Below are 13,451 nucleotides of genomic sequence, written 5' to 3'. Positions count from 1 at the left end.
TCGTACGTCACCGGACGAGGAGCCGAAAGAGACTTTTCGATACATTCATATACTCTTCTTGACCTCCCTGGCCTGCCGCTGGAGCCGATATTCCTGCGGGGTCGCCTGATTCTGCTTCTTGAAAAAGCGGATAAACGCCAGCGCTGAATTGTAGCCCAGCGCCGCCGCAATCTCATTGACCTTCATCGGGCTGTTCAGCAGCCATTCCTTCGCCTTCAAATTCCGGTACTCATTGATGTAGTCGGACAGGCCGATACCCGTCAGCTGCTTATACAGGCGCGAGAAGTAAGACGGATTGAGCCCGACATGATCCGCAATGGCGATAAGCGAAATATCACGAGACAGATGCTCCTCGATAAAGCGGTGCACCTTCTTGACCAGATCGGCCGGCACCTGCCCTCCTTGGGCTGCCTGGCGCGCGAAGAAGCAGTCGGCCAGATTCCAGAAATACTGCTTCACATCCGGCCACGAGACCGCTTCATCCTTCTGGTACAGCAGCGTCGCGTCCAGCTTCGCGTGCACCTCCTGGCGGAACGGCTCGTTCTGATCCATGCACGACAGGAAAATGGAGGCGAGGGAATGATACAGCTCCATTTTGCGCCCGTAGGCATGCGAGTCATCCGTCCAGATGGCAGTCAGGTGAAGATACAGATTATTGAACTCTTCCCGGTGGTTGCTCTCCAGACATTGCAGGAGCAGCTGCAGCCGGGTATGGTGGCAGTAATCGTTCGCCGCATCCTCGCCTTCCTGCAGCTTGAGCAGATCCGAGTCCGTCACAATCACGGCGGGAGACAGGCCAAGCCCGTAGACGAAGCAATATTTCAGCATATGGAAGCGTTCCGAGATCATGGGCCAATTCGTCGGCTCGCTGCTCAGGGCGAAGGAGACCGAGACGCGCAGCAAGCGCTGGCATGTCTGCTGAATGTTCTCCAGCATAGCGCTGATATGCGAATACCCCTTCTGCCACGCCGCAGCCTCGGAGGGACCTGTCTCCCGGGGCTGCAGCAGCCACACGATGCGGGAATTATCACAGACGCAGGAGTAGCATTGCATCTGCGGCGCCGCGTACTCTTCGGCAATGTTCTGCACGGCGTACAGCAGCAGCGCCTTGTCCAGCGGCGTGAACGATTCCTTCCACGTGTCCACCCGGCCCAGCAGCAGCAGGATCGGCCGTTCCGCCTGCAGCGGAATGCCCAGCTCCCGCAGGTGGAGCGCCCGCTCGGCCGCTGCCTCCTGCTTGCCCTGCAGCAGCTCCCATATATACTCCTTCTGCAGCAGCGGCATCGCCTGGCGCGCCCGTTCATTGGCCCGCTCCAGCATCCGGAGCTGATCCCCTTCTTCGTCCAGCTTCGCCATCGCGCGCTCGACCGAGCTGATGATTTTGTCGTCGCTCTCGACCTTCAATATATAGTCGAAGCCGCCATACGCCATGGCGCTCCGGATATAATGGAAATCATTGTAACCCGTAAGAAAAATGACTTTGCAGGACGGCCAATCCGTCTGAATGATCTGCAGCAGCTCGATGCCTTCCAGTCCCGGCATTTTGATGTCGGAGATGACGATGTCCACCCGGTGGCTGCGCATGAGCTGGAGCGCCTCTTCTCCTGAATACGCTTTCATCACTTCCAGCTCCGGATGCTTCGTGGTCTGGAACAATTCCAGTAGCCCGTCAACAATGATGGGCAGATCGTCTACGATGAGCAGTCGACGCATAGCCGATTCCTCCTTTATTCTACGCCAAGATGTATAAGTACTTTGAGCCCGCCAAGCGCAGAGCGCGACACTTCCAGCCCGTATTCCGCACCATAGTGAAGCTGTATCCGCCGATGCACATTGATAAGCCCCGTCGTCTCCTCCATACGGTCAGCCGAATGCGCTAACCGGGCGCGCAATTGCTCCAGCCTGTCATCATCCAGATTGTTGCTGTTGTCTTCCACGCCGATGGTCATTCCGTCAGCCCGCACCTCGCTATACACCCACAGCTCGCCCGGTTCCACCATGCCGCCGATGCCATGCTTATAGGCATTCTCGATAATCGGCTGCAGCACCAGCCGGGGAACCCGCAGCGGCGGCGTCTCGACATCGAAGCGGACCCGGATCCGATCGCCGTAACAGATCGTCTGCATCTCCACGTACGTGCGCGAATGCTTTACTTCCATCTCCAGCGGAATAACATCCTCATCGTCCCGGGTAATAAATTGAAAATACTCGCCGATGTAGAGACAGAATTGGTATGCCTTCTCCTTATGCTCGGACTTGATGAGCCGGCACAGCACGAAGAAGCAGTTGTACAGAAAATGCGGATTAATCTGCGATTGCAGCCGCTTCAGCTCGGATCGCTGGCTGCGTATTTGCTGTTCATAATTTTGCTCGATCAGCGTCTTCAGCGAATGAACGGTATCGTTGAAGGCCTGGTACAGATAACCGAACTCGTCGCGTCTGCGTTCTATCGGAACCGGCACCAGCTCCAGCTTCTGCACCCGCTTGAAGCCATGAATCAATCTCATCAACGGGCGGTACATCAGCTTCATCAGCGAATACGAAAAAAACGTCCCCACGACAACCGCAAGACCGCACGCCCACAAAAACCACCGCTTATACGTCTGAATCGGACCCAAGACGGCGGATTCCGGGATGCAGGTGACGGAATAGGATTTCCATACGTCCGAGTACTTGAATACGGTAAGATAGCGTTCGCTTCCGAACTCGACCATCTCATAGCCTTGCTTTATCCCCGCCAGCTGCTTGTCGCGCACGAAATTCGTAAGTTCCAGCTCCTGAAGCGGAGACTGGTCATTGCTCCGAATCACCCAGCCCCGCTCCATATTCATCAGCATGCTCTCGCCGCCCAATGAACGGGTAATTTGTTCCAATGCTTCCTTGATCTTGCGCGTAGACAGTTCTACGCCAACGACATAGAGCGGATCCTTGAACGTATTGGTCGGATACTGCATCGTCAGGAACAAGCGGTCGTTCCAGTAGATGAACGGATCGTCGTAGAACGGCCCGCTATGCTGCATCGCGGCATATTCCTCCTGGCTCATCCCCGTCTCGTACTGCACGCTGAGCAGGGTGCGCCCGAGCTTGGGCACATAGGCCTTCGCTTCGCGGATGAACGGGCTCGAGTTCTTCATCAGGTCGAGCCGCTTCTGAATGAGCGTGATGCTGTGCGCGCGCTCATAATATGTCAGATCGGCGCCGAGCGCCGCCAGCTCCATCAGATCATTGTCCATCACATAGTTCGGCAAATACTGCACGATGCGCTGAACCTCCTTATCCAGCGAATCGAGATAGAAGCTGGTCGTGTTCAAGGTGGAATGCGAGATTTCGGTCTGAATGCTGTCTGCTCCCCGCTCATTGATGAACCATGTGATCATCATAAGGGGGAGCAGCACGATCAGGAACACGCCCATCATTTTCATAAAAATCGAGGAGTCTTTCAATCGGAATAATAGATTCATCAGGCGTTCCCCCAGACGTGAGTTGTTCGGGTCGAACTATTATTCTTTGACACTCCCCATGACAATTCCTTTAATGAAGAACCGCTGCAAGAACGGATAGATCGCCAGGATAGGAAAAGCGGCGACAAAGATCTGCGCGGCTTTGCTCGTCCGGTCGGACAGCTTCTGCATCAGCTCGATGTCCTGGGACTTCAGGAAGCGAAGGTCCATCTTGATAATGATCGACTGCAAAAAGGTCTGCAGCGGATATTTATCCGGATGGTTCATCAGGATCATCCCGTCGAACCAGCTGTTCCAATGCCAGACGATGGTGAACAGGCCCGTCGTGGCGAGCGCCGGCAGCGAGAGCGGCGCATAAATTTTCCACAAGGTCGTAAAATGGCCCGCCCCGTCAATCTTCGACGATTCCTCCAATTCCTTCGGCAGATTGCGGTAGAAATTAAGCAGCAAAATGATGTTGAACACTTGAATCGCGCCCGGCAGCACCAAGGCCCAGATCGTATCGATGAGCCCGACCGCTTTGACGGTCATATACCACGGTATCAAGCCGCCGTTGAACAGAATCGTAAAGACGAAGACCCATACATAAAGGGTACGCATCCGGAATTGACTTGTTTCCTTCGATAACGGATAGGCCGTTAAAATCGTCAAAAACATGCTGAGCGAGGTGCCCAACACGACGCGCTGAATCGTAATCCAGAAGGCGCGCAAATATTCCGGCTTGCCGAAGACGTTCTGATACGCCGCTGGCGTGAACTCTACCGGCCAGAGCAGGACTTTGCCTGCGGAGGCCGCATTGCCCGAGCTGAATGAAATCGCGAGAATATGAATGATGGGCATAAGACATAGAAGCGACAGTACCGCCAGAAAAACGAAATTGCAGCCCAGAAACAGTCGTCTGCCGAATGACTTTTTCATAAGTATGACCGTTCTCCTTTGCTAGAAAATGCGATAATTGGCGAAGCGGTAGGCCAGGACATAGGATACGGAAATCAAAATGAACGAGACGACCGATTTCAGCAATCCAACCGCCGTGGCGAATCCGTACTGCGCCTGCTCGATCCCCATCCGATAGACAAAGGTATCGATGATATCCCCGCTCTCATAGACCTGCGGACTGTATAAGTTGAAGATCTGATCGAAGCCCGCATTGAGCACGTTGCCGATATTGAGCGTCAGCATCAGCACGATAATCGGCATCATCCCCGGCAAGGTGACATACAAGGTCTGCTTCCAGCGGCCCGCGCCGTCAATCTCCGCGGCTTCATACAGCGCCGGATTAATGTTGGTGAGCGCGGCCAGATAGATGATCGTGCCGAAGCCGAACTCCTTCCACACATCCGTGATGACCATGACATATGGGAACCAGCTATTGTCTCCGAGGAAAAATATCGGCTTCACGCCGAACAGCCCCAGCAATTGATTCAATATGCCTGTAGATGGAGACAGGACGTCGATGACAATGCCGCTCAGGAGCACCCACGATAAGAAGTGGGGAAGATAGACCATGGTCTGGAATGCCCGCTTGACCCATTCCTTGCGCAGCTCATTCAGCAAGATGGCGATCGTAATCGGGACGATCAGACCCGCGATAATTTTCATCGTTGCAATATACAAGGTGTTGAAGACGATGCGGCCGATGTCCGGATAATCGAGGAGGAACTGGAAGTTCTTCCACCCGACGAACGGAGAACCGAACAGCCCCTTGGTCGGGATATACTTTTGAAATGCCATCAATATGCCGGCCATCGGAATGTAGCTGAATAGGATGACGAAGATGAGCCCGGGAATGAGCATGATATGCAGCGGCCATTCTCGCTTCCACATACGAGACCATTGATTCATTATGCATCACCTGCTTGGAGTAATTAGAAAAAGGGGGGAACCGAAGCATTCCGATTCCCCGCACACCACGTTAACTAGGCCATACTCATGAAAAATCTTGCTTCACGGCTGCCATCACAACCGATTACTTATTTTTGGCATACCATTCGTTGACTTCCTTCGTAATATCGTCCCCGCCCAGCTTCTTCCAGTCAGCGACAAACTTGTCGAATTCATCGATGGAGACTTGGTTCATAATGATTTTCATGAAGATTTCATCGCGTTTGCGGTTCAAAATCTCCCGCTTCTCCACCATCGTCGGTGTCGGCGCGCCCCAGAACTTGTTCTGATGGAACAGATTGTGCTCCTTCAAGTAAGGGATATTCGATACCGCTCCGTTCGGTCCGGAGATAAGGTATTCCCACCACATGCTGATATCTTCGCCATTCACGTATTTCATCGCCCGTTCGAAGCGCGTTTTTTGGTCCTTCGTCTTCGGCAGAGTCTCATCCTTCGTCTCAATCGCCTTCGGCAGCACTTCCCCGTTATCGCTCGTCAGGTTGAATGCCATGACCGGGTTGAGGAGCCAGTAGTTATTGCCTTTTTCCTTCAGATCCTTGCCGTATTCATACACCTTTTGCTCCGGCGTCGGATGATTGTCAACCACGATCCATTGGTTCAGCAGCTTGATCAGCGCTTCCGGATGCTTGGCATTCTTGGACACGACATAATAGCTCTCCGTTCCCAGTTCGATCTGCGTGGACGCTTCCGTGCCGTCAATGGAAGGCAGACGGTATACGCTCCATTCCTGCACCACCTTGCCGTCCTTCACGGCAGCCTGGGCCAGATGGGCCGGCGTCCACTCCGCGCCGTACAGCAAGCCAATTTTGTCGCTGAAAATCAGTTCGGACGCTTTCTGCATATCCTTCACTGCGAATTCCGGGTCGATCAAGCCTTTCTTGAACATCTCCTGAAGCGCGCGCAGCGCTTCCTTCATCTCCGGCTGAATGTCACTGTTCACCAAGCCGCCTTGGCCGTCTTCAATCCATTGATTGAAATAAGCATGATATCCATTCAGGAAGCCGACCAGCCCGAGCGCGCCTTCATCGAACTTCTTGTTCAGCGCCAGGCCGTAGGATTTCCCCGTGCCGCCCGGATCCTTCGTCGCGAAGGCTTCCATAATCGTCATCAGATCCTGCATCGTCTTCGGCTCCGGCAGGTTCAGCTTCTTCAGCCAATCGGAACGCACCCACAAGAGCTGCGGCGCGAACGGGTTGCCCGTCTGCGGGATGGCCATCAGCTTGCCGTCGAACGTGCCCGACTTCATCTGCAGGCCGCCGTCCTTCAGCATGAACTCCTTCGTCTCGTCCGTCGCATACTGGTCGTAGACCTCGGTCAGGTCCATAATCATATCCGCCTCGATCAACTGCTGCACCTGTGCCGGAGTAGCCGGGAAAAAATCAGGAATATCATTGGTGGCAATCGCCATCTTCAGCTTCTCCTGGAATTGAGGGCCGTTCACGACACCATCGACAACCCACTGGTTCTTTATGCGGACGCCAACGTCTTTTTCATACGCATCGTACACGGCGTTCTTGTCGAAATTTTCCCCTTCGTCAAACTTCAAATACGGATCTTGCGCACGAACCGTCGATATTTCCAAGACAGTCTCTTCCGGCGAACCTGCAGCCGTATCCGCGGCCTTGTCTGCCGGCTGCTGCGATTCCGCCGGCTGGCTGCTGCAGGCCGTTACCACGAGACTCAAGATGAGCGTAAGAATCAATCCGAATTTCCGCACTCTCTTCACGTCTGACCCTCCCATTGTGAATGGCATGATTATGTCTTCTTTCTATCTCCATTATAGGTAGCGCTTTCAGCCAAGGGCTATATACCGGTGTTTACTTCCGTATACAACTGTTGCGGAGCGCGAAAAAACCGTGGTTCCCGGGGGAAAACACGGTTGGGAAGGCTAATTGCACTGGGCTTGCTTGCTATCAAAAAACCCGAGACGTTCACTTTCACAGGCATCCTCGATGAACCAAGTGATAACGAATTACTCATAATTCAATTTCGTGGAGTCGTGGGATTAATCGCAGGTATCGTGACTATTGTGTTGAGTATACAGTTTTTTCTGGTCTGAAAAACTGCTGTCTCTGAGCACCTAGCGCGATTCCTCTCTAACATCATCCTCTTGAATGACTTGCGTTACCTTTGTTGCTAAATCTGCGGGCTCCTGATCCAACTTAACCTTCGCTTTGCCTTGACGGCGCGCTTCCCGCCATAGCCGTATGTCCGCTTCACTTTCTAACCTAAGCTCCGCTACTTCGCAAGCACGGTCAAAAAGTGGCTTCGCCGTAAACAATGCGTGATACACGTAATGGCCCCCTGGGACAATCGGTTGTTCCCGCTCTTCCCATTGCTCCACGGTAAAGAGTACATAGAGTTCATCTGCCACTCCACGGCTGGATTGAATATACGTAATTTCACGACGGGGTAGAACCTTCCATTCGCGCACACGGCCGTAATATCGTATCCCCGCTTCACCCCCAAATTGCTTCATGGACTGATATAACGCCACATACTCGATTTGGGTAAGCTGACGATGATCCGTTACCTGCTGCAGCGGAACATGGTAATGGTGATTCGCTAATGATGCTTCTAGCTGCTGCTTGGCTGTTCGGCCTAAGGCACCGACGAGCACATTTTTGCCCGATAGCTTTTCTATATAGTATTGCTCAGTCCCTCTTGGCCGTATGGAACGTTCATAGGCCTTTTCCGGGCTATCTTCAATTATCTCGTCTAAAAATTTCTCAACAAGCTTCGTTGCATTTGGCAAAAACGGCAATGCCCCGATGTTAATCAACTCAATGCTCTTATAGAAGCGATGATGTTGGAACTTCTCCTCGTTTGCATACGGGAATAATACATACGCCCCGAACATACTTCGCTCATATGTCTGATTAGCAAGATCCTCGTATACAATTGCATCTCGATATCGATGCATCGTATTGATGTCTTCTTCCTCTGGCCCAGGTTGCTTATATTTTGACCAATAGGGCGTACCTTCATAGGCCGGATTCAGGCGATACTTAGCATCAAAAATATATTTGTACTCCGTGGCCGATTCATTTTTCTTCAACGTTAGTACCGTGTCCGGCCGCTGCGATAGCGTTTTGCTAACCTCTCCTGCAGGGAGGGCATTATAGTAAAGAGTAAACTCTTCCCCGTTCCGAGGATTACAGTATTTCACCGTCGCCTTTCGCGACCGATCCAGCGTCACGAATAGTCCGCCTCGATTTACTTTAATAATATCCTGCTGGATAAGCTCGTATTTTTCACTTAATAAATGGTGTATTTTCAGGAAGCACCAATACTCGTACAGTTGCGCTAAATCCTTCACCGACAACCGGAACAAGTCCGTCTGAATAGACAACCCTTTCATGAGCATGAGATAGTACCGGTACACCTCGCGATATCCTGGTGCCATTTGCAACACAAGGGAAAGCGACATTTGCTTCATTTCCCCAACTTGAAGAAAATCTTGCTGGATCACTCGTCGAATCTGATTGTGCATCTGGTCAAGTCGACGGAGTAGATGCTCGTCACGAGTTCGTTGCATGTTCAGCAGACTTACCCGAATCCGTTTCAACTTTTGCTCCATTCGTAAGAACACCCACCGGACAAATCGGTTCTCAGGTGTATCGAACGATACCCGCCGCCTTTGCTCTAGCAAGTGCGAAGGGTTATAACGTTTATCATGAATAGAGATAATTCCATTCACACCAGCTTGTTGTAGCAAGTGAGGGTGCTTCGCTACATATGCCATATTCCCCTTGTCTGCCTTTCTTATCCGAGCCGCCTCTACTTTACTGTACTCGCTCTGAAGCTTCGTATGCGGGGCAGCCTGAATGCGCCCTACTGCCTCCAGCATTTGCGTAAAAAGCTGCTGAAGAATAACGAAAAACTCGGTCAAGCTCTGATGCTTCGTCTCCTTGAGACCACTGAAATGAAAGGTTTTGCGCAAAAAATCAAACGCTAGGTTGGAAATTTGGGCATTCACATCATTTAAAATAAGCAGATAATCACATTTATAATTCAGTTTGGATGGGAAAATCTCGAGCTGGATGCGCAGCAGCGTTTCTCCAAACAATTGAAGTTCCAACTCGGTGAGTCCGATTTCATTCGTAAACCGCAAAATACCTGACAAAATACGGCTCCCTAGCGGTCTGACTGCCTCACGAAGCTGAAGGTGCTCGTGATAGAACGTAAGCGGTAGATCTGCCTTTTTTTCTACAACTAGCTCATAAGCTTGTGTCTCATAGAAGAGCGGTACCCAAACATCACCTTTTCGCCAGATTCGCATTTCTCCATCAACGGGGGAATATAGATGAACTCCTTCAACTTGAACACGTGAAGCAGCAGTAACGTGAACATAAGTATCCACCCACTCTTGATGAGAATTACGATGCAGTTGGAGCGTCTCTACCGTAGGATGAAATGGTTTCCCTTGAATATATAAAGTAAATAAGTTCGTTTCAATCCGTAGGAGCTCCACGACTTCCTTAAGAGAGCCAGAATGAGGTGAAGCCATCCTCTTCTAACCTCCCTAACATGAAGCCTAGCTTCCGTGCACTGCGTGGATAACGTGCTTGGGCCCAATCTTGTGGCAGGTACAATGGGGATGAATCCTCCATATGTTCATCGATGGAGAAGTCCGTCCCTAATGCCTCCTTCATGAGCAAAAGCAGTGCACGCTTAATCGACATGCTGCTACCCTGAATTCGGGGAAGAATCTTTTGCAGCAACTGATGGTCAAAAGCCTCGTCTTCGCTCATTAATCCGAACTGCTTATTATAGATCATATAGAAGCATACCGAATCCCGAATCCGGAACCCGATTTGCGCATGAATGGGCTCGAGAATTTGGTTGATTCGGACCAACTTTTCTGTGACCAACTGAACGGACTCCCGATGTTCATGATAGACATCAACTAACTGCAAATACTCGCTACGTAGAAAAACATTGGATACAGAATGCTCTACAAGTAACTCAGCCGATTCCTCGAGGTCAGGGTATTGATCGAGAGCAATATAGTTGAACTCGATGGTATTGGCCCGATCCAAAACCTTTTTGCTAAAAGGATGTGTCGTCTCATCCATGTTCACCGTTCCAACCAAATAGACGTTATCAGGTATATGTAAAGTACTGAAACGAGCCCGATCTTCCTCCTGCAATAGCATCTCCGGCTGAAGAAGGCGCGTTGTTACAATACGATCGGCTTGCCATTCCTGCGTCTCTAGCACGCTAAGTACATCACTAAAGTAATGCTCTACCCGTGCCAAGTTCATCTCATCCAAGCAAATAAAATAGGGTTTGCGGCAATTATTAGGCTTCAGCGCTTCTTCCAGCGCTAAAGCAAGTGGTCCTGGACGAAACGATCCAGACAAATCCTTATAGCCTATCAAATCAGAAGGATCGTTCCAATCCGGCCGTACGGGAATAAGCGTAAACTGCTGATTGGATGCTGTTGCGCCTAACGCCTCTGCAAACAGCTTTACAAGTTTCGTTTTTCCTGTACCTGACACCCCTGCCAAAATAACAAACGGTTTCGTCTTCAAAGATAAGTAGAAGTTCGAGATAAGGTTTTCAGGGTAGGAGAAGCCTTTATGGCGAATATACCCCTGAATACGTTGTAGCTCATCAGCGACGATTAGAGGTTTTTCAGTATGTTCTTGTTCTTCCTCTGTTTCATCCTCGTAAGTTAAGTGCTCTTGGTTCATTTGCTCCTCCACGTATTGCCTGTAGTTCTCGACAACATTTTGTAAGTCGGCTTTGAGTTGCTCGTCGTCAGGAAGTTGATCTCGATCATAGCGGTAGTACGCGACAGTGGACACTTGGTAGTCATAGCCAAGACCGCCTGATGCCAGTTGGATATGATCGTCCTTCTTCATACCGGTTAAAGGCAAATACTCACGTAATTTTTCAACCTTATGACGAAGATATTTATAAGCCTCTGATTTTCCTTTTTCATTTTTGGGCGCCGTCACGCCCTGGTTGAAAGTTAGGTACACAGAGCTCATATCTTCTGAAAAGAGATAGACAATATACTCCCCACGCTGAGTAGAGGTAGTCACTCGATTGTCCATAATGGCAATCCAAGGTACGGTTGCCCAGTTCCCTTGCCCCACAGAGCCATATACTTTAAGCTGTTCAGAGATGAAAGGGAATGTTTTGATTCCATTCGTGATCGAATTTCTCACCAGCTCTCCTAGCTTGTGCCCCTTGAACTGTTCTGTCTTAGCCTGTAGATAATTAATCATTACGTGTTGAAGGGATTCCCTTAAGGACCATCCATGGTGAGGTTCTTGATAAAATTCTTCCAATTCACGTGCAGCAAAACCCTTTAATTCAACTGGTAAAGTCATGGCGTTCACCCGAATGAAATATTTTTTACGAATATTACGATAAATTTATTCTGCTATATAGTAACGTAAGACTCTATCTGAAGACTTATATATTATGTTTCGAGATTTTGGTAGAAGTTCCTCTTTCCAGGTCGATTTAAGACGGAAAATATAAAGAGCTCAACAGTCTATTGACCGTTGAGCTACATCTTTTGAATAGATCGATCTATTCCCTTCACACGATGCATTATTCTCAAGGCCCTATGACCATCGAAGATAAAGATCTGCCATAAAGATACACTATTCCAATTTCTTAGTTTGACTTTAAGTGAACTCCAACTAAACTACTAGGTCTTGGATTAGGGGATATTTTCCAACACAGCAATAGACCCTTCTCCTAACTACTGACCAATAAGAAAGCCAACCAGAAATAATGGTCGGCAGCAAGGCATATCTATTTAGGGATTATGTGAAACCTTATTTTGTTGATTTGGCTATAGACTCAAGCTCATTAGGACTAAAAATATTATTTTCGCTCGCTAAAGACTTCCCAAATGCCCCCACATTGCCTTTTTCTCCAATAAGAGTATATGAAACGCCTCCATCACTCCAGTAAAAAATTTGTGCGTTTCCGTTGTTTAAATATTTGGTATCATTCAATTCACTTGATGAATAGGATTGAAGTAAATTTTCACTATCAAGTGGTACAACCTTTGAATTAATTGCTCTTACCGTGAGAACATCCCCTGTTTGATTATTTATATAGTATAATTGAATCATTTGTTTATTATTAATATTCGACACAGAAGCAAAACTATGCGTGACTTCAAAAGGTATATTTTTTGGTTGTTTTACATTAAATGAGACTCTATTTATTGCATCTTCAATACTTAATGTTTGATTGCCTTTCTCTGCTTCAGCAAATACCCTATTAGAACTAAGATGATTATATCCTAAGGCAAAAAAAACACCAAGAAGTACACTCCCGATAGTTCCCAGCACTAGAATTTTATACTGTTTTTTCATTCTTCACACCTCGGTCCTAATTAATATTTATTTCATTAGCCTGAACATATTCTTTACAAGTCCAAGGTTGAGTACCACACCATCTTGGGTGGGTATTACGGGAATATAAAACTGCAGTCGGGGCTTCTCCAGGGTAAAATTCAGATGTTTTATCGATAGACCTCATCGATGATGAAAAGTCCGCTAATCTTTTTCCGTATGCAGAATCGTCTGTATAAATAATTTTGCTCTTATGGTTATCAGTAAGGAAATAAGATATCGTTACAGGGTCACCGGCCGTGACTTTTGGATTCCATTCTGTGAAGACAAAATAAATTGAGTATGCATTTTTGACATCATATTTTTCTTTTTGGGTTAATTGATAATTCGCAAGAGAGTCATTTACCCTAAGTGTGTTTGAACATGAAGTGAAAGCACCAACATTTGAATAGCAAATCTTGCTGGAGTCAAGCGCGTTCACAATAACAACTCCGATTGAACTTGATACAAGAAATGACAGGACAAAAACCAATGCGTACACTCTGTTTTTCAATTTACACACCCTCCCTTTAGCAAATATAGGTATATAATACAATCATTTCATCTTTACGTCAAGATAATTATTTTTTATTTCCTTTTAAGGATTATGTATCCAACAATTATAAACCAGTAATTTTCTAAATTACTCAATTTGCTCTCTCCTTTAGGGTATGAAAATAGTGTTTTGAAACAGGCTTTGACCTTTAGATTGTAAAAA

Annotated in this window: 9 protein-coding genes; all 9 read right to left on the bottom strand. The window is 48.6% G+C overall.

All coding sequences use genetic code 11. From position 1 onward, the window contains the following. Nucleotides 1-45 precede the first annotated feature (45 nt). Nucleotides 46-1,713: a response regulator transcription factor gene (locus L6439_RS04515; protein ID WP_213471078.1), complete on the bottom strand. Its 1,668-nt coding sequence runs from the start codon at nt 1,711-1,713 to the stop codon at nt 46-48. 14 nt (nt 1,714-1,727) lie between these two features. Further along, nucleotides 1,728-3,461, bottom strand: coding sequence for a sensor histidine kinase (locus L6439_RS04510; protein WP_213471077.1), 1,734 nt, complete (start codon nt 3,459-3,461; stop codon nt 1,728-1,730). 39 nt (nt 3,462-3,500) lie between these two features. Then, the gene (locus L6439_RS04505; RefSeq protein WP_168181055.1) at nt 3,501-4,379 is read right to left on the bottom strand and encodes a carbohydrate ABC transporter permease; all 879 of its coding nucleotides are present in this window, start codon (nt 4,377-4,379) and stop codon (nt 3,501-3,503) included. Nucleotides 4,380-4,400: 21 nt separating this feature from the next. Next, the gene (locus tag L6439_RS04500) at nt 4,401-5,306 is read right to left on the bottom strand and encodes an ABC transporter permease (protein WP_172878957.1); all 906 of its coding nucleotides are present in this window, start codon (nt 5,304-5,306) and stop codon (nt 4,401-4,403) included. A 124-nt stretch (nt 5,307-5,430) separates the two neighbouring features. Then, nucleotides 5,431-7,092: an extracellular solute-binding protein gene (locus L6439_RS04495; RefSeq protein WP_213471076.1), complete on the bottom strand. Its 1,662-nt coding sequence runs from the start codon at nt 7,090-7,092 to the stop codon at nt 5,431-5,433. Nucleotides 7,093-7,446: 354 nt separating this feature from the next. Continuing rightward, nucleotides 7,447-9,876, bottom strand: a complete 2,430-nt coding sequence (locus L6439_RS04490; RefSeq protein WP_213471075.1) for a restriction endonuclease-like protein — start codon at nt 9,874-9,876, stop codon at nt 7,447-7,449. After that, nucleotides 9,848-11,710 carry an MrcB family domain-containing protein gene (locus L6439_RS04485; protein WP_213471074.1) on the bottom strand — a complete coding sequence of 621 codons (1,863 nt, stop codon included), beginning with the start codon at nt 11,708-11,710 and terminating at the stop codon, nt 9,848-9,850. The genes L6439_RS04490 and L6439_RS04485 overlap by 29 nt, the downstream gene beginning before the upstream one ends. Before the next feature lie 456 nt (nt 11,711-12,166). Further along, nucleotides 12,167-12,715, bottom strand: a complete 549-nt coding sequence (locus L6439_RS04480; protein WP_213471073.1) for a hypothetical protein — start codon at nt 12,713-12,715, stop codon at nt 12,167-12,169. Between the two features lie 16 nt (nt 12,716-12,731). After that, the gene (locus tag L6439_RS04475; protein WP_213471072.1) at nt 12,732-13,247 is read right to left on the bottom strand and encodes a hypothetical protein; all 516 of its coding nucleotides are present in this window, start codon (nt 13,245-13,247) and stop codon (nt 12,732-12,734) included. Between the last annotated feature and the right edge of the window lie 204 nt (nt 13,248-13,451).

The organism is Paenibacillus dendritiformis (genome assembly GCF_021654795.1).
Lineage (GTDB): Bacteria > Bacillota > Bacilli > Paenibacillales > Paenibacillaceae > Paenibacillus_B.
This window is presented reverse-complemented; position numbering and strand designations above follow the sequence as displayed.

Coding starts and splice junctions, on each gene's coding strand:
- L6439_RS04515 (WP_213471078.1), bottom strand. CDS start 1,713: ATGCGTCGACTGCTCATCGTAGACGATCTGCCCATCATTGTTGACGGG.
- L6439_RS04505 (WP_168181055.1), bottom strand. CDS start 4,379: ATGAAAAAGTCATTCGGCAGACGACTGTTTCTGGGCTGCAATTTCGTT.
- L6439_RS04485 (WP_213471074.1), bottom strand. CDS start 11,710: ATGACTTTACCAGTTGAATTAAAGGGTTTTGCTGCACGTGAATTGGAA.
- L6439_RS04510 (WP_213471077.1), bottom strand. CDS start 3,461: ATGAATCTATTATTCCGATTGAAAGACTCCTCGATTTTTATGAAAATG.
- L6439_RS04500 (WP_172878957.1), bottom strand. CDS start 5,306: ATGAATCAATGGTCTCGTATGTGGAAGCGAGAATGGCCGCTGCATATC.
- L6439_RS04490 (WP_213471075.1), bottom strand. CDS start 9,876: ATGGCTTCACCTCATTCTGGCTCTCTTAAGGAAGTCGTGGAGCTCCTA.
- L6439_RS04480 (WP_213471073.1), bottom strand. CDS start 12,715: ATGAAAAAACAGTATAAAATTCTAGTGCTGGGAACTATCGGGAGTGTA.